Below are 19,480 nucleotides of genomic sequence, written 5' to 3' on the forward strand. Positions count from 1 at the left end.
TCAGCCGTGATTCTGTTAAGATTGGCACGGACGAGGGGCTTCGTTAGGGTAAAGCGCGATAAAGTTGCGACTGAGAGGCTCCGTGTCCGATCTGCCTGAACTCATTTTTTGTCCTGGGCTCTTGTGCGATGAAAACCTGTGGCGGCCCCAAAGCCTAGCCCTCGCCGGGCGGGTTGCGATGCGCGTTGCCGATACAACGAAAGACGATACGATTGCCGGAATGGCCGCGCGCCTGCTGGCCGATGCCCCGCCGCGCTTCGCTCTCGCGGGCCTTTCGATGGGCGGCTATCTCGCGCTCGAAGTGCTGCGGCAGGCTAAAGAGCGCGTCACCCGCGCAGCCTTGCTCGATACCTCCGCCCGCCCGGATACCGAGGAGCAGCGCGAACGCCGAATGGCGCTGATGCGCATGGCGAAAGTCGGGCGTTTCAAAGGGGTTACGCCCCGTTTGCTCCCGTTACTCATTCACCCGGACCGGCTGAACGACGCCGCCTTAGTTGAAACAATCGTCGGTATGGCGCAACGCATTGACCGCGATGGGTTTTTGCGCCAGCAGAACGCCATTTTGACCCGCGCCGACAGCGTGCCGGACCTGCCGAATTTCGCCTGCCCCGCCCTCGTCATCGTAGGCCGCGAGGACGCGCTGACGCCGCCGGAACGGGCCGAAGAAATCGCCGCAGGCCTTCCGAACGCACGGCTCGAAGTCCTTGAAAACTGCGGGCATCTCGCAACGCTGGAGCAGCCGGATCAGGTAAATGCCCTGTTCGAGCAATTCTTCTTAGAGGAAACCGGGGCATGACAGTGCGACAGAAAATTATCATCGACTGCGATCCGGGGCTTGATGACGCCATCGCCCTGCTGCTCGCCTTCGCCAGCCCGGAACTCGATATTCTCGGGATTACGGTTGCGGCGGGTAATGTTGGGCTAGAGCAAACGGTTAAGAACACGCGCCTGCTGGTTGATCTCGCCGGAGCGTCCGTGCCGATCCATCCCGGCTGCCCGGCCCCGCTGTTCCGCCGCCTCGAAACGGCAGCCCATATCCACGGCGAGTCAGGCCTGAAGGGCGCGGAACATCTGCCGCCGCCGCGCGCGCCGGTTTCAGACGAGCACGCCGTTCCCGCCCTCATCCGCCACCTGCGCACCGCCGCCCCCGGCGAGATTATCCTCGCCTGCACAGGGCCGCTCACGAACCTCGCCGCCGCCTTGATCCAAGCGCCCGATAGTGCAGCATCCATCGCCCGTATCGTCGTCATGGGCGGCGGTGTGGCCCAGGGCAATGCAACCCCTGCCGCCGAATTCAATTTTCTCACCGATCCGCACGCGGCCCAGATTGTGTGCCGCAGCGGCGTGCCCTTAGAGATTATTCCGCTCGATCTCACTTGGCAGGCGGAAGCCAGCCCAGCGCGGCTCAAACCCTTAGTCGGCGTCGAAACCGAGGTAGCCCGCACGGTTCTGTCGATGATGGCCGCCTATGGCCGCAAAGGCCGCCACGCCGACAGCGACGGCCCACCCCTGCACGATCCTTGCGTCATCGGCCATATCCTCTGGCCCGATCTAATGCGCGGCCAGCGCGGCGGCGTTGGCGTTGATGTGCTGCCCGGCCCGAACGAGGGCCGCCTGACTGCCGACTGGTGGGGTGTCGCAAAGCCGCCCCTGCCGCAGGCGCTGATCCTAACCGAAATCGACGCCGACGGGTTCTTCGCCCGCCTGTGCGACCGCCTGCTGCGCTTCAAATAGGCCCCGCGATGATTACCGTCTTCGGCTCCATCAATCTCGACCTCGTCGTGCGCGCCCCGCACCTGCCCGCGCCGGGCGAAACCGTGCTTGGCGGCGCTTTTGCAGCCCATCCCGGGGGGAAAGGCGCGAATCAAGCCCTCGCCGCTCAACGCGCGGGCGGAAGCGTGCGGCTTTTCGGGGCGGTTGGCGGCGATAGTTTTGCGGGTCCGGCCCTGTCCCTGTTGCGAGAAGGCGGCGTCGATCTTGCGGGGGTGCGCAGCGTGCCCGAAACGGCAACCGGCATCGCCCTGATTGCCGTCGATACGCAAACAGCGGAAAATCAGATTCTGGTCGCACCGGGGGCAAATGGCGCGGTTTTCGCCGACTGGCTGCCACCTTTGGGCGAACAGGATATTCTGCTGTTGCAGGGCGAACTGCCGTTCGCCGAAACCCTTCGGGCCGCGCGCACCGCCAAGAGCCACGGCGCGCGTGTGGTCTGGAACCTCGCCCCCGTCCCGCCTGATCTGCCGACCGATCTCGTCGATCTTGTCGATCTGCTCGTCGTCAACGAAGGGGAAGCTGCCGCCCTCACCGGCACAGCGCAGCCCGAGGAAGCCTTACGGGACTGGCCCGGCGATATCGTTATTACCCTTGGGGGCGACGGCGCGATTGCCCGCTTCGGCGTGCATCTTTACTCCGTTCCCGCCGTTCATATTACGCCCGTCGATACCACCGGCGCGGGCGATGCGAGCGTTGGCGCGTTGGTCGCAGCTCTCAGCCATGGCCTTCATCCTGCCGAAGCCCTACGCTTTGCGCTTGCCGCCGGAACACTGGCCTGTTTAGCGGAGGGCGCGCAGCCGAGTTTCGCCACGCGCCCCCAGATCGAAGCCTTCTTGGGTTAACGATAGGCCGCGCGGTAGAGGGTCACGATTTCGTCCGCTGTCGGCACGCGCGGATTATTGCCGGGCGAGCCCGACGCGAGCGCCTGTTCGGCCATCCGCTCCATCAACCCCATGTAGCGCGCCTCATCAATGCCATAGGCTTCGGGCGTCGGTACCGTCAGATCGCGGTTAAGGGCCGACAGCGCGTCCAGAAGCGCCGAGACCGCCGCCTGATCGCCTTCCTCTGCCGAGGCCAGGCCGAGCGTGCGCGCGACCGTCCCATAGCGCTCCAGGGCTGCGGGGGCCGAGAAAGCCGTGACGGCGGGCAGCAGCATGGCGTTCGAAAGACCGTGCGGCACATGGAAGAACGCCCCAATCGGGCGGCTCATACCGTGGACCAGCGCGACGGAGGCATTGGAGAAGGCCAGCCCCGCCAAGGTCGCCCCGCGCATCATCGCTTCGCGGGCGGCATGATTGCCGGGCTCGAAGCAGGCCGTGCGCAAGTTCGGATAAATCAGCCGCATCGCTTCCAGCGCATAAACATCGCTAAGCGGTGTGGCCTTGCGACTCACATAGGCTTCAATCGCGTGGGTCAGCGCATCGATGCCAGTATCGGCAGTGAGGCGCAGCGGCTTGGTCAGCGTCAGTTCGTAATCGACAATTGCTGCGCGCGGCAGACAGGCGAGGCCCATAATGAGCATTTTCTCGTCCGTCGCCTCGTCCGTAATCACGGCAAAGCGCGTTACTTCCGAGCCCGTCCCGGCGGTGGTCGGAATGCAGATCACCGGCAGATCGGCCTGATCGGCGCTGGCAGGCACTTTGTAATCGCGCATCGCGCCGCCGCCCTTGGCCAAAACGGCCATCGCCTTGGCCGTATCCATCGGGCTGCCGCCGCCGATTGCCAAAAGCCCATCGAAAGGCTCGGCTTGCAGGCGCGCAACGCCCGCTTCAATCACACGGACCGTTGGGTCCGGCACCGTTTCGTCAAAAATACCCACGCTCAATCCGGCTGCCCGCAGCACAGCTTCGATCTCGCCAACGACCCCCGTCTGAACCAGAAACTTATCGGTCACAATCAGCGGGTGCCGAATCCCCAATCGGGCCAGCACCGTCGCAGTTTCCCGGCGTGCGCCGCCGCCCATTAGCACCAATTGTGGTGTCATTACGCTGAACATTTTCCCCTCCCCCGTTTAGCCTTGTGTTGACAGCCCCGGTCGATTCGCCGAGAGTTGTTATGTTGCAGGTGCTAACTAGCCTATCTTCATATGATTATCTGGCGTCTTTCCCAAAGCCCCTGAATTTAAAGGAAAATAAATTAATCTAAAAGAAGGGTAAACTTTTTCCTTGCTCTAGTTCGCATTTGCAGCGACCTTTACCTTAGTTCTCCTCCCTTCGTCGGGCCGTTTTACAGAGAAGTGGAACAAGACGATGAACGCTGAAATCATTCGGGTCGATTTTCGACTGAAGCGTGTCGTTGCCAATGATAATAACGATCCCATTCGTCATCGCCGCGTCAACCTCTCGGCAACGATTGCCCGACTGCGCGCCTCCGCTGCCGCCTCCGCCGCCTCGACCCAGGCGATGCGACAAGGTGCCGCACGGTTGCGGGAAGCGTCGGCCCGGATGGAGGAAGAAACCCGCAATTTGGCAGCCAGCCTCAATAATCTTTCCAGTAGCCTGAGTGCACTGCCCGTTTCGCAAATTTTCAATCAGCTTCAAGCGATCCGCGAGCTTTCCGCCGAAGGGTAATCGCATCGGCGACCCAGGGTCGCCACGCGGTAAATAGCCCATCTAAAAAAGGGGAGGATGTTAACATCCTCCCCTTTTTATTTAGCCTCAGGCAACGGATGCCGAGACCAGATGATTCCGCACTGCAGCAAAAGCAGCCTCAATCAAAGCGGGGTCAGCACCGCCCGCTTGGGCCATGTCAGGACGACCACCGCCGCCCTTCCCGCCCAAAGCTTCTGCCCCGACCCGGACAAGATCGACCGCGCTGAGGCGCTTTGAGAGAGCCTCGGTAACGCCAATGACCAGCGAAACCTTTCCGTCGTCCGCCGCCGCGACGATGACGACGCCATCAGCCATATCTTGCTTCAGTTGATCGACCATGCCTTTCAATTCGCGCGCCGGAACCCCATCGGCCCGGCGGGCGATAAAAGCGATCCCCGCAATGGTTTCAACCGCTGCCGCCGCACCCGTGCCGCCTGTGGCCAAAGCTTTACGGGCTTCCAATAGTTCCCGCTCCAACCGCCGCCGCTCCTCGACGAGGGCTGCAACGCGCGCCGGAAGCTCGGTTGCCGTGGTCTTTAAGCTTCCCGCCGCAGCCGCCAAAGTGGCTTCCTGCTGAGCGAGATGATCGAGCACGGCTTGACCCGTAATCGCCTCGATCCGCCGAACGCCTGCGGCGACCGCGTTTTCACCGACAATCTTGAACGCGCCGATATCGCCCGTGCGCCGCACGTGGGTGCCGCCACACAGTTCGACTGAAAAGCGGCTGCTATCCGCGCCCATGGTCACAACGCGGACCTCATCGCCGTATTTTTCGCCGAACAGCGCCAGCGCGCCTTCGGCCACGGCGTCATCCGGCGTCATCAGGCGCGTGTTCACGTCGGTATTCAGACGAATACGCGCGTTCACCTCGCGCTCAACATCCTGCACTTCCTCCGCCGACAAGGGCTTCGGATGGCTGATATCGAAGCGCAGGCGTTCGGCCGCAACCAGCGAGCCCTTTTGGGTGACATGATCGCCCAAGCGACGGCGCAAAGCTTCATGCAGCAAATGCGTGGCCGAATGATTGGCGCGCAACTGGTCGCGGCGCTCGGCCGCAACGGTGAGCGTTACCCCATCGCCGACCGACAGGCTTCCCGCCTCGACCGTGCCGAGATGCACCCACAGGTCGCCGACGCGCTTTTGCGTATCGTTGATGCGCACGCGCACCCCCGCCGGGGTCTGGATGACGCCCTGATCGCCCTGCTGGCCGCCGGATTCGCCGTAGAAGGGCGTTTGATTGACAATAACGGCAATCGTGCTGCCCTCGGCGGCCGTCTTCACCGACGTGCCGTCGGCAATAATCGCCAGAATCTGCGCTTCCGCCGAATCGGTGGCATACCCCAGAAAATCCGTCGCGCCATGGGTATCGCGCAACTCGAACCAAAGCTTATCGGTCGCAGCCTCGCCCGAGCCGGACCACGCGGCTCGCGCCTTGGCGCGCTGGGCCTGCATAGAGGCTTCGAACCCGAGGGTGTCGACCGTTCGGCCCTGACCGCGCAGCACGTCCTGAGTCAGATCGAGCGGGAAACCGAAGGTATCGTAAAGCGTAAAAGCCACATCACCCGCAAGCGCCTGGCCCTCGCCGAGCTTATGGGTTTCATCTTCCAACAGCTTCAAGCCACGCTCGAGCATGGCTTTAAAGCGGGTTTCTTCCAGCTTCAATGTCTCGGTCATCAGCGCGCTGGCGCGATTGAGTTCCGGGTAATGGTCGCCCATTTGCTTTTGCAGGGCCGGAACCAGACGCCACAGGTGCGGATCGCGACAGCCGATCATGTGCGCATGGCGCATCGCCCGGCGCATGATCCGGCGCAGCACATAGCCGCGCCCTTCATTGGACGGCAGCACGCCATCGGCCATTAGGAAGCAGGAGGCGCGCAAATGGTCGGCAATGACCCGGTGGGAAATCTTATGCGGGCCGTCGGGATCGGAGTTGGCGGCTTGGGCCGAAGCTTCGATCAGCGCGCGCATCAGGTCGATATCGTAGTTATCGTGCTTACCCTGGAGCACCGCCGTGACGCGCTCCAACCCCATGCCGGTATCGATCGAGGGGCGCGGTAGCGGCAGGCGCGTTCCATCGCCCTGCTGCTCGAACTGCATGAACACGAGGTTCCAGATTTCGATGAAACGGTCGCCATCTTGATCGGCGCTGCCGGGCGGGCCGCCCCAAACCTTATCGCCATGATCGAAGAAGATTTCCGAACAGGGACCACAGGGACCCGTATCACCCGCCGACCAGAAGTTATCGCTGGTAGCGATTCGAATGATCCGGTCATCGCTAAGGCCGGCAATCTTCTTCCAAAGGCCGTGAGCCTCGTCATCATCATGGTAGACGGTCACGAGCAAGCGCTTGGCATCGAGGCCAAACTCGCGCGTCACCGTGTTCCAGGCAAGCTCGATTGCCCGTTCTTTGAAATAATCGCCGAAGGAGAAATTGCCGAGCATTTCGAAGAACGTATGGTGACGGGCCGTATAGCCGACGTTCTCAAGGTCATTATGCTTACCACCCGCGCGCAAGCATTTTTGAGCGGTGGTGGCGCGCACGTAATCGCGCTTTTCCGTTCCGGTGAACAGATTCTTGAACTGAACCATCCCGGCGCTGGCAAACAGCAATGTGGGATCGTTCCGCGGCACCAACGGACTCGATTCCACGACCGCATGGCCTTGGCTACCGAAATAGGAGAGAAATTTAGCGCGAACTTCGTTAGTGCTTTGCATGGCCTTCCCGTTGACGGTCCAGGGCTTAACGCGCCGTTCCGTTCTCACTCACACGCAGGGGCTTGCGTTGTAGCGCGGCCAAGGCGACCTTGTCCATGGCAGTGACTAAAACGGCTGCGGTTGGAAGCATTTCCCCACCGCAGCCGCTTCAAAGCCCTAATCGCCCGACGTATCGGGTGCGCCCATCATCGCGTCGGCCACGCCCTTGGCATTGTCGCGAATGGCTTGCTCCACCTTATCGGCGATGGCCGGATTTTCGCGCATAAACACCTTGGCGTTTTCGCGCCCCTGGCCCACACGCTGGCCTTCGTGGGAGAACCAGGCCCCGGATTTTTCGACCACCCCGGCCTTCACGCCAAGGTCGATCAATTCACCAACCTTCGAAATGCCTTCGCCGTACATAATGTCGAACTCAACCACGCGGAACGGCGGCGCCATCTTATTCTTCACCACTTTCACGCGGGTTTGATTCCCCGTTGCGGTTTCCCGGTCCTTGATCGCGCCAATGCGGCGAATATCGAGGCGGATCGAGGCGTAGAACTTCAGCGCATTGCCGCCCGTCGTGGTTTCGGGATTGCCGAACATCACGCCGATCTTCTGGCGAATCTGATTGATGAAGATCACCATGCAGCGCGATTTGGAGATAGTGCCCGTCAGCTTGCGCAGGGCTTGGCTCATCAGCCGCGCCTGCAGGCCAACGTGCGTATCACCCATCTCGCCTTCAAGCTCGGCGCGCGGCACCAGGGCCGCGACGCTATCGATGACCAGCACGTCAATCGCGCCAGAGCGGACGAGCGTATCGGCGATTTCAAGCGCCTGCTCCCCCGCGTCGGGCTGAGAGATCAGCAGTTCATCGATATTCACGCCGAGCTTGCGGGCGTAGCTGGGGTCGAGCGCGTGTTCGGCATCAACAAAGGCACAGGTGCCGCCCGCCTTTTGCGCTTCAGCGATCACGTGTAGCGCAAGGGTGGTCTTCCCCGAGCTTTCCGGCCCATAGATTTCGATAATGCGCCCGCGCGGCAACCCGCCGATCCCCAGGGCAATATCGAGCCCTAAAGAGCCGGTCGAGATCACTTCGGTATCCACCGAAGCGTCGCGCTGACCCAGTTTCATGATGGAGCCTTTACCAAAGGCCCGTTCGATTTGCCCGAGGGCGGCTTCCAAAGCCTTGTTCTTATCCATGCTATCTTTATCGATAAGGCGCAGTTGCGCGACGGTCATGACGAGTGCCTCCCGGTTATTTCACAGCCATCACGGCGATGCAACGCAGGCTAGGCCAAGGCTTGATCGGCCAGGGGATGCCCAAGACCAGACTATAACGGGAACAAGCACATGTTTCAAGAACGTTCTTGGAACATATCCTAAAAATGAGCCGTCATTCGATCAGCGACCTTTGCCGCTAACTGCTTGAGACTGAAGGGCTTTTGCAAGAAGGTGATCTCGCCTAGCGCATTAAGCTGATCGCGCAAATCGCCATCGGCATGGCCGGAAACGCAAATGACGGGAAGATTGGGAAATGTCAGCCAAATTTCCCGCACCATCGTTGGGCCATCCATACCGGGCATCACCACGTCGGTAATCAACAGATCGGGCCGTGGCAAGCCGCCGCGAATAAGATCGAGTGCCGCTTCGGCCGAACGCGCCTCGGTAACATGATAACCTTTGCTGCGCAGCGTGCGGGCGGCAAAGGCGCGAACCGGGTCTTCGTCCTCCACAATCAGAATCGCCCCGCGCCCGCCCGATCCGACCTCGGGCGATGGAACATCGGGGGGCGCGGCATCGCGCCGATCACTCGGCGATTCAGACTCTTCTACTGCGGCCATCTGCGGCAGATAGATCGTAAAAGTGGTCCCGATACCAATCGTGCTATCGACTTTCACGAAGCCGCCGGTCTGGCGAACGATCCCATAGACCGTGGAAAGACCGAGCCCCGTGCCGGAACCCACCGGTTTGGTCGTGAAAAACGGCTCAAAAATGCGGGCCTGAACGTCCGGCGACATGCCCGAGCCGGTATCGGTGACAGAGATCGCCACGTAATTGCCAGGAGCCATCGTTTCATGGCCCATCCGACGGGCGAATTTGACCGTTTCGACCTGGGTCGCCACCGTCAGCCGCCCGCCGTTGGGCATCGCGTCGCGGGCGTTGACCGCGAGATTAATAATAACCTGTTCCAATTGCCCTGGATCAACCCGGACCAGGCCAAGGTCGCGGCCATGATGCAACTCCAACTCGATTCCCTGCCCGATCAAACGCCGCAATAAATGCGAGAGTTCGGCCAAAACATCCGAAATATCGAGCTGGGAAACCTCAAGCTTTTGCTGACGCGAGAATGCAAGGAGTTGCCGGACCAGCGCCGCCGCCCGATTGCCGTTCTGCTTAATCTGCATAATATCGGCAAAAGACGCATCCCCCGCCCGATGCCGTTGCAGCAGCAAGTCGCAATAGCCGATCATTGCCGTCAGCAGATTATTGAAATCATGGGCGATACCCCCGGCAAGTTGCCCCACGGCCTGCATTTTTTGCGACTGGACGATGCGGTTTTCCAACTCTTTTTGATCGGAAATATCGACCGCTTGCAAAAGCCAGCCGCTCGGCCCGCCGTCCGCCGACCAGCGTTCGAAATAAAGACGGGCGGCACAACGGGTCTCGCGGCCCGGCTCGGCAATCAGATCCACCTCAACGGGGGGTGGGACGGTCTGCACGCCCGCCAAAGCTTGCGCGACGGCCTCCTGCCCCTCGGAGATAAAGGAAAACAACGGCCGATCCACCGGATCGTTCACCCCCAAGAGTCGCCGAAAGGCCGGGTTCGCGCTACGAATAATCCCATCCACCACAAAAACCGTCGGCAGCGGCAGCGGCGGCAGCACAACAACCGGTTGCTGGGGAAGTGCCGCGCGCCCTTTCCACCAAGCTCGAACCATTTTGGCTAATCCCATCCCTAGCGGCTAGGCGGAGGGGGCGGCGCGCCCGGCCCCCGCCCTGTCGGGTTTAATGCGGCTGGGTTTGATGCTCTCGGGTCAACCGTTCCCCCGATTCCCGTTGCCGCCATAATACCTGCCGCAAGGGGACGCGACGGCCCGCCACTGCGCTGATTGCGGCGCATAACGAAGGAAATAAGCTCGGCCACGGCCTTATAGGTATCGGGCGGAATTTCCTTGTCGAGATCGACGAGGGCATAGAGGGTGCGCGCCAACGGCGGATTTTCAACGATCGGCACGCTATTTTCATTGGCAACTTCACGGATTCGCAAAGCGACCGCATCAACCCCTTTTGCAACCACTTTCGGCGCGGGCATCCCATCGTCATATTTCAAAGCGACGGCATAATGGGTCGGGTTGGTCACGACCACGGTTGCTTCTGGAACCTGAGCCATCATGCGTTGCTTGGCTTTTTCCATTCGAATCTGCCGAAGGCGCGCTTTAACGTGCGGATCGCCTTCCTGGTTCTTAAACTCTTCCTTCAGGTCGTGTTTGGACATACGCATTTGCTTCATGAAGGCAAAACGCTGATAGAGGTAATCCGCGCCCGCGATCACCCCAACAATAGCAACTACAAGAAAAATAACGCTCAAAGCTAATTTATTTAACTCCGATAACATATCGCCAACATCAGTTAAAACGAACCGATCGATACTATGCATTTCAGGCCAAAGCAGAAAAACAGAAGCTGCACCTACCACTATAATTTTTGCAATACCCTTCAAAAACTCCACAAGATTGCGCATTGAAAATAGGCGACCGAACCCTTTTATAGGATCAATTTTATCTAATTTCGGTTCGATAGATTTGGTTGCAAACAGCAAACCAAATTGCAGATAAAAGGCAGAAAAAGCGACAACGGCCAAAAGCCCCATTGGAACAAGCAAAGCAACGGCTAACGAAAGCACAAGCTCGCCGATAATCATTGTAAAATTTACATCATCGACCCGAATATCCCACGACCGCTCCAAAAATGCCCTTGCTATCAAAGTTACTTTATTACTCATCATCGCACCAAAAGACGTCAATACCAGTGCCGAAGCTCCCAGCATCGCAAAATTAACAACGTCTTTTGACTGAATAACGTTCCCTTGATCGCGCGCATCTTGCAGTTTCTTAGCAGAAGGCTCTTCTGTTTTAGAGGCATCATCTTCTTCGCTCATGGGACCCCCGGCGACATCATACCCTGAATGGCCGTTCCGATTGTATCAACGAAGAGATACATAATCGAAACCAGGGTGATCATAAGAAGGATAAAACCGACAATAATTTGCACAGGTTGCGCCAGAAAAAATACCTGCAACTGGGGCATCAGACGGGCAAGCAAACCCAAAGCAACGTTAATCATCATCATGACAATAAAAAACGGCCCCGTCATCTGGATACCAATTCGAAACGCTTGGCTGACTACCCGCACAATCGATTCCGAAGCATCCCCCATCGCAATCCCCTGCCCCGGTAAAAATAGGCCGTAACTATCCACCATACCGCGCAGGAGCATATGATGCATATCGGTCTGCATCATGATAACGAGGGCGATTAACCCCAGAAAGGTGGAAATCGCCGAGGTTTGTTCTGAAATCATAGGATTAAAAATAGTGGCGCTCGAAAGGCCGATTTGAAAAACGATGGCTGAACCCGCGACTTCCAGAGAGATAAATAAGATTCGCACCAGAAGCGCCAGGAAAATACCGATCAAAATCTCACCCACAAGCAAGATGATCAGCCCCCCAACACTGGGCGGCAAGGTGGGTAATGAGGGGGTGAGAAATGGGGTGATTGTCATCGTCACCGCCAAGGCGAACAATATGCGAGCGCGGGCGGGAACACTCTGCTCACCGAACAGCGGCAACACCATAAGCGCCGAGCCGATGCGCGCGAACACCAGCACCAGCGCAAAAAGCTCGCTTAACAGAAGGTTTTCAAACAGCCGCATCGCCGCGCTCAGCCGAGCGAGATGATGCGGTCAACCAAACGTTCCATGAAGCCCTGCATCGTTGCCAGCATGAACGGAAACAGCAGCAGCAGCGCAATGAAGACCACGATGATCTTCGGAACGAAGGTCAGCGTCATTTCTTGAATCTGGGTAAGCGCCTGGAACAGCGAAATGATGAGGCCGACCACGAGCGCAATTACCATGATCGGTCCCGACACCTGAAGCAGAACCAGCACGGCTTCCCGGGCGACTTCGAGAGTATTGGCCTCATTCATCGTGCGGCGACCTTACAGCAAATACCAAGCAGGTGATAACACCAGCGATGATGCATTTGCCAGACATAACAAACCAAAACCGCAAAAACGCTACGAAGCGTTAGATAGGCATACGCATGATTTCGTTGTACGCCTGAACCACGCGGTCACGGATCGCGACAACCGTTTGTAGCGTCACTTCGGCGTTCGAAATCGCCGTGACGACTTCGGTAATATCCGTTGCTTGCCCGGTCGCGGCTTTCGCGGTTTGGCCTTCGGCCTTGTACATGGTATCGAGCGCTGACCGACCGGCCTTCTCGACGAGTTCCGAAAAATTCGGCCCCATCGGGCGAGCGGCGCTTTCAAGGCTCGGCAGAGCGCGGACGGTGCTGCCGTAGGCAGCGGCGGCGGAAGCTGGATTGGTCGTGGTCATGGCTTATCCCTTTTCAAGGCGATTGAATTAAGCGGTGCGCAGCAGACCAATGGTCCGCGACAGCATAGCCTTGGAGGTTTCGATTACCGACAGATTGGCTTCGTAAGACCGCTGGGCTTCGCGCATGTCGGACATTTCGACCAGTGAATTCACGTTCGGGCGCAGCACGTAACCTTCGGCATTCGCCGCCGGATGGCTGGGATCATACTTCAGCTCGAAATCTTTACTGTCCGGCATGATCTTATTGACGCGCACCATATCGGCATTGATCGACCGATCGAGCACGTTCTTAAACGTCATGATCTTGCGGCGATAGGGCTCGCCACCGGGCGTTTGCGCCGTCGAATCGGCATTGGCGAGGTTTTCCGAAATCACCCGAAGCCGCTGACCTTGAGCCCGCATCCCAGCGGCGGAAATCTGCATTGCATCTTTAAGATTCATGGACTTAGACCCTCTTCTCTCGCCTAACGACTAAACCTGCTAAGCGCGATTACTGGCCGCGCAGAACCATTTTAGACATGGCTGTATACTTATTATAAAGTTCAGCATTCAGCGTGTAGTCGCTCTGATTCTGCGTCATCTTCATCATCTGCTCTTCGAGCACCACACCATTCTTGGACAGCGAGGTTTCATAAGGCTTCTTATCCTTATCAACCGCAAAAGTGGTCTGCGGGCTGATGGGACGAAGATGATTGGGTTGGGTTAGGGCGAGCGGCTGGCGCGAATTCGCCTCCTGCATCGCCTTCTGAAAATTCTGTTGGCGCAGATCGCTGGGGCGATAGTTGGGCGTATCGGCATTAGCGACGTTCTGGGCCAGCACCTTATGCCGGTCGCCCAGATAATCCATACGCTTAGCCATCAACTGCATCAGATTGGTTTTGCCGTCGCTCATCGTCTACCATCCCATCAGAAGCCTTGGAAACTTTGCCTCAGGCCAGGACCCTAAGCAAGCAAACCCCACGCCAGCTTTCAGATTTAGGTTTATGCTTGGTCAAAGCGTTTGTCTACAGTATTTTAGCTTTGAAAGCTGACTTACCGCATGAAGGATGTTTCGCGATGAGCGCCCCTAAAGAACCGCCGTCGGAATCTTTTGCCGAGGGTAAAAAGCGCCGCCAGATTGCCGTTGCCCTCAATTACACGAAGGGTGACTTGCCGAAGGTCGTGGCCTCGGGCCGGGGCGCGATTGCGGAAAAAATTCTCGAAATCGCCTTCGCCAACGGCGTTAAAGTGCGTGAGGATCGCGATCTCGCCGAACTGCTCTCGGCGGTGGAATTAAATTGTCCAATCCCCGTCAATTGTTTCGAGGCAGTTGCGGAGATTCTAAGATACCTTTATCAAGCCAATGCGCGACTGGGTGGAATGCCTATCGCGGAGTTGGACGAGGCCTCACCCCCCTCGCCGCCTCATCGTTATTAAGCCGCTGCGCCGGGTAATTGGATCAGAGAGAGACCGTGACCGAACCTCCCGCCCGTTCCCCCGCCCCGAAGGCGCCCCCGCCCCGCGGCCCCGATCCCAAAGCCCTCATCGACGGCTTTAACCGCGTGATCCTCGCGCTGGAGGCGGCGCTTGCGACGCTTCAAGAGGAAGGGTCGGTTGACCTTGCAGGCCTTGATGACGAAATCGAGCGCCTGTGTACCGCGACGCTCAAAATCACCGGCCCTTCCGCCGATCCGGTTTTGAAGCGGATGGGGGCCATGACCGATCTGCTGGAAAAACTCAGCACCCAACTCAGCGAGCGTATGGCCGAAGGGGCTGCCCACGAGCAAGTTGAGGCTAAAGCCAAGCACCGCTCGGCCATCTCGGCCTACCGTAAACCCGAACAGGGCGAGGGATAAGTATGGGTGCCGATGTCTTGAATGACGGCTACATTCGCTTTGTGGTTGGTTTGCTGGCGGTTCTGGCGATGATCGTGGTCGCGGTTTGGATCGCGAAACGCTTGGGCCTTGGCACCACCACGGGCTTTCGTGGCAAAGGCCGCCGCCTTTCCCTCGTCGAAGTGATGCCGCTCGATCAAAAGCGCAAACTCGTCCTCGTCCGCCACGATGAAACCGATCACCTAATCTTGCTTGGCGCGGCCCATGAAACGCTGCTGTCCTCCGGCGCGGTCCCCATTGCGGCAGCCCTAGCCCCGACGCCGATCCCCGAGCGCGACGCGAGCGATAAAGGCCGAAAGAACCCATTTCTTGCCGCCGACCGGGAGGCCTAGCATGCGCCGAACTCAAGGGTCGACTCTCGCGATTGCCGCGAAATGGGGGGCTATTTACGGCCTTGCAACGTTTATCACTATGCTCGGCCTCCTGTGGACCGATCCCGCAATGGCCCAGGCCCTAACGCTGGATCTCGGCGACGGCGGCGGCAGCACAACGGGCCGCATCATTCAAACGATGGCGGTGCTCACCGTTCTCAGTCTCGCGCCGTCGATTCTGATGATGGTGACGTCCTTCACGCGCATCGTTATCGTCCTTTCGCTACTGCGCAATGCTATCGGCATGCCGCAGTCGCCGCCGAACTCGGTCATGGTCGCGCTTGCCGTGTTCCTGACCGGCTTCATCATGCAGCCGACCTTCGAGCGCGCCTATAACCAGGGCGTGCGCCCGCTGATGAATGAAGAAATCACCGAAGCCCAGGCGCTCGACCGCACGATTGAGCCGTTTCATGCCTTCATGATCCGCCACGTGCGCGAAAAAGACCTGCGGCTTTTCTTCGATCTCGCGCGGACCCAGCCCACCGAAACGGCGGCACAAACGCCGCTGCGCGTACTGATCCCTGCCTTCATGATCAGCGAGCTGCGCCGCGCCTTTGAAATCGGCTTCCTGCTGTTCATCCCCTTCCTCGTCATCGACATGGTCGTCGCCTCAATCCTGATGGCGATGGGGATGATGATGCTGCCGCCGGTGATTATCTCCTTGCCGTTCAAGCTGATTTTCTTCGTGCTGGTCGACGGCTGGTATCTGGTTGCAGGCAGTATGGTGCGAAGTTTCGGGGAGTAGCGGGGCGCTGCCCCGCCCCCGCCAGGAGCCGAAGGCGGCTCCTGGACCTGCCCTCGCTTGTGCGACTACACCCAACGGCAGGAAAGAGCGATAAATCGGCCCAAGAGGATAAAATGGAAATCGCAATTCTAGGTCCTTTTGTGGCGGTTTTTTCAGCTTTCCTTGCTGCCTGGCTTACATTCATCTTCTCAAAAAAACGAGAACATGAGGCTAATTGGAGAAAAATAAAATTCTCTAAATATCAAGAATATATTGATGCTGTCTCTGCGACAGTTGGAGATGAATCTGCTTCCCCAGAGAATTCAAAAAAATATTTCAATGCAGTTCACAATTTAATGTTGGTTGCACCAATTCAGGTTTACGACGCAGCGATTCTTCATCAAAAAGAAACTTTAAAACCACCCTCTCACAAATCTCTTCAAGAACATGATAGGCTTTTAAATTTACTTATTAGAGAGATGCGCAAAGATATTCATAAATCTTTAGTCAAAAATCAAGAAAATACTGTTTTTCATTTTACTGCTTATCGTGATCCAGAAAATATGGGTAAATAAACTAAGCGCGTTTCCAAAGGGCTGCTGCCCTTTGGCACGGGTGCGGGGACAGGATCCCCGCCTTTATTGCACCCCGGACAATTCACATCTGGACAATGGGGATCGGGCGCGCTTGGGTTAGGGGTGTTATCTCCGATGAGTCCCCGCTATGCCGCTCGCCCACTCTGCCCTTGCTTTATTGATCGCCGCCGTTTGGGGCTTTAACTTCGTCACCATTAAGCTTGGTCTCGAGGGCATGCCGCCGCTGCTGTTCTGCGGGCTGCGCTTTGCGATTGCCGCGCTGCCGTTGCTGTTTCTGCGCGGTGGGCCGCCGGTAGCGTGGCGCTATGTGATCGGAATCGGCCTTGCGCTCGGCGTGGTGAAGTTCGGCCTGCTGTTCACCGCGATTAAGATCGGCATGGGCGCGGGGCTCGCGTCGCTGCTGATGCAGAGCCAAGTGTTCTTCACTATTCTCGCAGCGGCGGTGCTGCTCGGGGAGCGGGTGACGCCTGTTGCCTTGCTGGGCATGCTGATTTCGGCGGGCGGGCTTGCCTTGCTGGCGATGGATTTGCCCTTGGGAACCAGCCTGATCGGCTTCGGCATGGTGATTCTGGCGGCGATGTGCTGGGCCGTGTCGAATATTCTCACCAAAAAATCAGGGAGTAAGGATGCCTTCCGGTTGATTTCCTGGGTCAGCCTCGTGCCGCCCCTGCCCTTGTTCGTGCTGTCGCTGTTGATCGAAGGGCCGGAGGCAATTGTGACCTCCGTCACTCAGGCGACGCCGCTGACCGTTCTCTCGCTGCTCTATGTCGCCGGACCGTCGACCATTCTCGCCTTCGCCGCCTGGAGTTGGCTGCTGCAACGGCATTCAGCGGCAAAGGTCACGCCTTTCGCCTTGGCCGTGCCGATCTTCGGGCTGCTCTCCGCCGCGCTGTTCCTGGGCGAAAAGCTCGACGGGATGACGCTGTTTGCCTGCGGTCTCGTGTTTACCGGGCTGGGGCTCGCCATCCTCGGCCCGAGCCTTAAGCTGGCACGAGCGTTCCGTCCCGCAGCGTAACCACCCGGTCCATTCGCCGGGCAAGCTCCAGATTATGGGTAGCGATGAGGGCGGCGAGGCCGGTAGTGCGCACGAGGCGCATAAGTTCGGCGAAGACGCCTTCGGCCGTCGTGGGATCGAGATTGCCGGTTGGTTCGTCGGCCAGCAGAAGTTTCGGCTGATTGGCGATAGCGCGGACGATGGCGACGCGCTGCTGTTCCCCGCCGGAGAGCTTGCCGGGGCGATGGCTGAGCCGGTCTTTCAGGCCAACAATCGTCAGCAATTCCGTCGCCCGCACCGCCGCCGCCCGGCGCGAGACGCCCGCGATCATCTGCGGCAGCACGATATTTTCCAGCGCCGAGAACTCCGGCAAAAGCTGATGAAACTGATACACAAAGCCGATCGTGCGGCGGCGCAAGGCCGTGCGCGCCGTATCGTTCAGCTTCGCGCTCGCCTGCCCGTCCACCTCAATATCGCCTGCGGTCGGGCTGTCCAGCAGCCCCGCCATATGCAGTAAGGTCGATTTCCCCGCGCCAGAGGGGGCGATGAGCCCCACCATCTCCCCGGCGTTCAGGGTGAAATTCACATTGCGCAGCACGGTAAGCTCGCCGTAAGAGCGCTCGACGCCGCGCAGCACCAGAACCGGCTTACTCATAGCGCAAGGCCTCCACCGGGTTCAGCCGCGCTGCGCGCAGGGCCGGATAAATTGTGGCGAGCAGGCTGAGGCTGAAGGCCATCGTGACCACCTGCAACACTTCTCCCACATCCATCTTGGCGGGCAAGCGGGAGAGGAAATAGATTTCCGCCTGGAACAATTGCGTGCCGGTAAGGTTTTGCAAAAACTGGCGGATGCTCTCGATATTCTCGCAGAACAGCACGCCGATCAGCAGCCCCGCCCCCGTGCCGATTATGCCGATGCTCGCCCCCGACAGCAGAAAGATGCGCAGGATCATCCCGCGCGTCGCCCCCATCGTGCGCAGCACGGCAATATCGCGGCCCTTATCCTTCACCATCATAATCATCGAGGAGATAATGTTGAAGGCCGCCACCAGAATGATAAGCGTGAGGATGAGGAACATCACATTCCGTTCGACCTGGATCGCATTGAAAAAGCTGGAATTTGCCTGCTGCCAATCGACCGCGCGCACCCCCGGCGGAACCAGACCGGAGAGCATATAGGTCATCACCGCCGCCTTGTTCGGGTCGGTCAGCATAATCTCGATGCCCGAAACGGCCTGGGGTAGGCGGAAGAAAATCTGCGCCGCGCTCAAAGGCGCATAAACATAGGTATTATCATACTCATACATGCCGACTTCAAAGATCCCGGCGATGCGGTAGGTCTTAATGCGCGGCACCGAGCCGAAGGCTGTGCTTTCCCCGCGCGGGGACAGTACCGTCAAACCGTCGCCGAGCTTCAACCCGAGCCGATAGGCCATCCGGCTGCCGATCAATACACCATCGTCGCCCATATCCTCGATACTGCCCTGGCGCACCGAGTCGGCGATCAAGCGGCGCGCGCGCAGATCCTCCGGCGTCATGCCGCGCACCAGCGCACCCCCGGCGACGCCATTGGCGCTGACCATGACCTGCCCCTCAACCATCGGGGCCGCGAAAACCACGCCGTCCATCGCCTTCAGCCGCGCCACCAGCTTATCAGCATCGGGGATCGCCTGCCCGCCCGGCGCACTAATGGTGATATGGCCGTTCAGCCCCAAAATCCGCCCTAGGAGTTCGGCGCGAAACCCGTTCATCACCGCCATAACGATGATGAGCGTCGCCACCCCCAGCGCGATTCCCAGCAGGGAGAACCAGGCGATGACCGAAATGAACCCTTCCTGCCGCCGCGCCCGCAGGTAGCGAAAGGCCACAAGCCGTTCAAATGCCGAAAAGATCATTTTCTTCCCTAATCCGCTAAGGGCTGAAGCCAGTTTTCGACCTGTAGCCCCGCAACCCGTGTAAATTCATCCACGTTCGCCGTCACCATCGTTGCGCCGAGCGCGCAGGCGTGGGCCGCAATCAGAAGATCGTTCGGGCCGATACTGCGCCCCACCGCCTCCAATTCGGCGCGGATGCGACCGTATTCTCGATCGGCCGGACCACCGATCGGCAGAACCCTAATCGCCCCTAAAATATCCTCGACCTTGTTCGTCAAGGCGGGCGACCCTTTCCGGGCACAGCCATAGCGAAGCTCCGCCGCCACGACAATGCTGGTGCAGATCGCGGCCTCACCGACAGCCCGAA

The 19,480-nt window shown here is 59.0% G+C and carries 23 protein-coding genes; 10 read left to right on the forward strand and 13 right to left on the reverse strand.

The features are described 5' to 3' along the window. Positions 1-82 precede the first annotated feature (82 nt). The 3 genes from ACIQ36_RS08905 to ACIQ36_RS08915 are packed head-to-tail and all read left to right on the forward strand — an operon-like array spanning position 83 to position 2,615. A complete protein-coding gene (locus ACIQ36_RS08905) occupies positions 83-796 on the forward strand; it encodes an alpha/beta fold hydrolase (protein ID WP_395828361.1) in 714 nt (237 codons plus the stop codon). After that, positions 793-1,734, forward strand: a complete 942-nt coding sequence (locus ACIQ36_RS08910; protein ID WP_395828362.1) for a nucleoside hydrolase — start codon at positions 793-795, stop codon at positions 1,732-1,734. The genes ACIQ36_RS08905 and ACIQ36_RS08910 overlap by 4 nt, the downstream gene beginning before the upstream one ends. A gap of 8 nt (positions 1,735-1,742) precedes the next feature. After that, positions 1,743-2,615, forward strand: a complete 873-nt coding sequence (locus ACIQ36_RS08915; RefSeq protein ID WP_395828364.1) for a ribokinase — start codon at positions 1,743-1,745, stop codon at positions 2,613-2,615. On the opposite strand, the gene ACIQ36_RS08920 is transcribed toward ACIQ36_RS08915, so the two are convergent. Continuing rightward, positions 2,612-3,769 carry an iron-containing alcohol dehydrogenase gene (locus tag ACIQ36_RS08920; RefSeq protein ID WP_395828366.1) on the reverse strand — a complete coding sequence of 386 codons (1,158 nt, stop codon included), beginning with the start codon at positions 3,767-3,769 and terminating at the stop codon, positions 2,612-2,614. The genes ACIQ36_RS08915 and ACIQ36_RS08920 overlap by 4 nt on opposite strands. 253 nt (positions 3,770-4,022) lie before the next feature. On the opposite strand from ACIQ36_RS08920, the gene ACIQ36_RS08925 reads away from it, so the two are divergent. Then, positions 4,023-4,343 (forward strand): hypothetical protein, encoded by a 321-nt coding sequence (locus ACIQ36_RS08925; RefSeq protein ID WP_395828368.1) that lies wholly within the window; start codon positions 4,023-4,025, stop codon positions 4,341-4,343. A gap of 87 nt (positions 4,344-4,430) precedes the next feature. Here the strand turns inward: ACIQ36_RS08925 and alaS are convergent, their stop codons facing one another. The 9 genes from alaS to flgB form a co-directional block, all read right to left on the reverse strand. Then, the gene (gene alaS / locus ACIQ36_RS08930) at positions 4,431-7,079 is read right to left on the reverse strand and encodes an alanine--tRNA ligase (protein WP_395828370.1); all 2,649 of its coding nucleotides are present in this window, start codon (positions 7,077-7,079) and stop codon (positions 4,431-4,433) included. A gap of 156 nt (positions 7,080-7,235) precedes the next feature. Beyond that, a complete protein-coding gene (gene recA / locus ACIQ36_RS08935) occupies positions 7,236-8,300 on the reverse strand; it encodes a recombinase RecA (RefSeq protein ID WP_395828372.1) in 1,065 nt (354 codons plus the stop codon). Positions 8,301-8,440: 140 nt separating this feature from the next. Next, positions 8,441-10,000, reverse strand: a complete 1,560-nt coding sequence (locus tag ACIQ36_RS08940; protein ID WP_395828374.1) for an ATP-binding protein — start codon at positions 9,998-10,000, stop codon at positions 8,441-8,443. A 17-nt stretch (positions 10,001-10,017) separates the two neighbouring features. Next, positions 10,018-11,220, reverse strand: coding sequence for a flagellar biosynthesis protein FlhB (gene flhB / locus ACIQ36_RS08945; protein WP_395828376.1), 1,203 nt, complete (start codon positions 11,218-11,220; stop codon positions 10,018-10,020). After that, entirely contained in the window at positions 11,217-11,993 is a 777-nt protein-coding gene (gene fliR / locus ACIQ36_RS08950; protein WP_395828378.1) for a flagellar biosynthetic protein FliR, read from the reverse strand. The genes flhB and fliR overlap by 4 nt, the downstream gene beginning before the upstream one ends. A gap of 8 nt (positions 11,994-12,001) precedes the next feature. Further along, positions 12,002-12,268, reverse strand: a complete 267-nt coding sequence (gene fliQ, locus ACIQ36_RS08955) for a flagellar biosynthesis protein FliQ (protein ID WP_395828380.1) — start codon at positions 12,266-12,268, stop codon at positions 12,002-12,004. Positions 12,269-12,368: 100 nt separating this feature from the next. After that, a complete protein-coding gene (fliE, locus tag ACIQ36_RS08960) occupies positions 12,369-12,680 on the reverse strand; it encodes a flagellar hook-basal body complex protein FliE (protein WP_395828382.1) in 312 nt (103 codons plus the stop codon). A gap of 27 nt (positions 12,681-12,707) precedes the next feature. Beyond that, positions 12,708-13,121, reverse strand: coding sequence for a flagellar basal body rod protein FlgC (gene flgC, locus ACIQ36_RS08965; RefSeq protein ID WP_395828384.1), 414 nt, complete (start codon positions 13,119-13,121; stop codon positions 12,708-12,710). Positions 13,122-13,170: 49 nt separating this feature from the next. Continuing rightward, a complete protein-coding gene (gene flgB, locus ACIQ36_RS08970; protein ID WP_395828386.1) occupies positions 13,171-13,572 on the reverse strand; it encodes a flagellar basal body rod protein FlgB in 402 nt (133 codons plus the stop codon). Between the two features lie 95 nt (positions 13,573-13,667). Between flgB and ACIQ36_RS08975 the strand changes: the two genes are divergently transcribed. The 6 genes from ACIQ36_RS08975 to ACIQ36_RS09000 all read left to right on the forward strand — a co-directional run bounded on the left by ACIQ36_RS08975 (position 13,668) and on the right by ACIQ36_RS09000 (position 17,260). Further along, positions 13,668-14,096, forward strand: a complete 429-nt coding sequence (locus tag ACIQ36_RS08975) for an EscU/YscU/HrcU family type III secretion system export apparatus switch protein (protein WP_395828388.1) — start codon at positions 13,668-13,670, stop codon at positions 14,094-14,096. A 35-nt stretch (positions 14,097-14,131) separates the two neighbouring features. Then, complete coding sequence (locus ACIQ36_RS08980; RefSeq protein WP_395828390.1) at positions 14,132-14,515, forward strand: hypothetical protein; 384 nt, start codon at positions 14,132-14,134, stop codon at positions 14,513-14,515. Positions 14,516-14,517: 2 nt separating this feature from the next. After that, on the forward strand, positions 14,518-14,886 hold the full coding sequence (locus ACIQ36_RS08985) for a FliO/MopB family protein (RefSeq protein WP_395828392.1): 369 nt from the start codon (positions 14,518-14,520) through the stop codon (positions 14,884-14,886). 1 nt (position 14,887) lies between these two features. Further along, positions 14,888-15,670 (forward strand): flagellar type III secretion system pore protein FliP, encoded by a 783-nt coding sequence (gene fliP / locus ACIQ36_RS08990; RefSeq protein WP_395828394.1) that lies wholly within the window; start codon positions 14,888-14,890, stop codon positions 15,668-15,670. 113 nt (positions 15,671-15,783) lie between these two features. Further along, complete coding sequence (locus ACIQ36_RS08995) at positions 15,784-16,224, forward strand: hypothetical protein (RefSeq protein ID WP_395828396.1); 441 nt, start codon at positions 15,784-15,786, stop codon at positions 16,222-16,224. 148 nt (positions 16,225-16,372) lie between these two features. After that, positions 16,373-17,260 (forward strand): EamA family transporter, encoded by an 888-nt coding sequence (locus tag ACIQ36_RS09000; protein WP_395828398.1) that lies wholly within the window; start codon positions 16,373-16,375, stop codon positions 17,258-17,260. Here ACIQ36_RS09000 and ACIQ36_RS09005 read toward each other — a convergent pair. The 3 genes from ACIQ36_RS09005 to ACIQ36_RS09015 form a co-directional block, all read right to left on the reverse strand. After that, complete coding sequence (locus ACIQ36_RS09005) at positions 17,226-17,894, reverse strand: ABC transporter ATP-binding protein (RefSeq protein WP_395828400.1); 669 nt, start codon at positions 17,892-17,894, stop codon at positions 17,226-17,228. The genes ACIQ36_RS09000 and ACIQ36_RS09005 overlap by 35 nt on opposite strands. Continuing rightward, positions 17,887-19,134: a lipoprotein-releasing ABC transporter permease subunit gene (locus ACIQ36_RS09010; RefSeq protein WP_395828402.1), complete on the reverse strand. Its 1,248-nt coding sequence runs from the start codon at positions 19,132-19,134 to the stop codon at positions 17,887-17,889. The genes ACIQ36_RS09005 and ACIQ36_RS09010 overlap by 8 nt, the downstream gene beginning before the upstream one ends. Positions 19,135-19,142: 8 nt before the next feature. Beyond that, the coding region (locus ACIQ36_RS09015; RefSeq protein ID WP_395828404.1) for a type II toxin-antitoxin system VapC family toxin at positions 19,143-19,480 on the reverse strand (338 nt) is incomplete at its 5' end.

Source organism: Elstera sp. (genome assembly GCF_044372965.1).
In the GTDB taxonomy this organism is placed as follows: domain Bacteria; phylum Pseudomonadota; class Alphaproteobacteria; order Elsterales; family Elsteraceae; genus Elstera.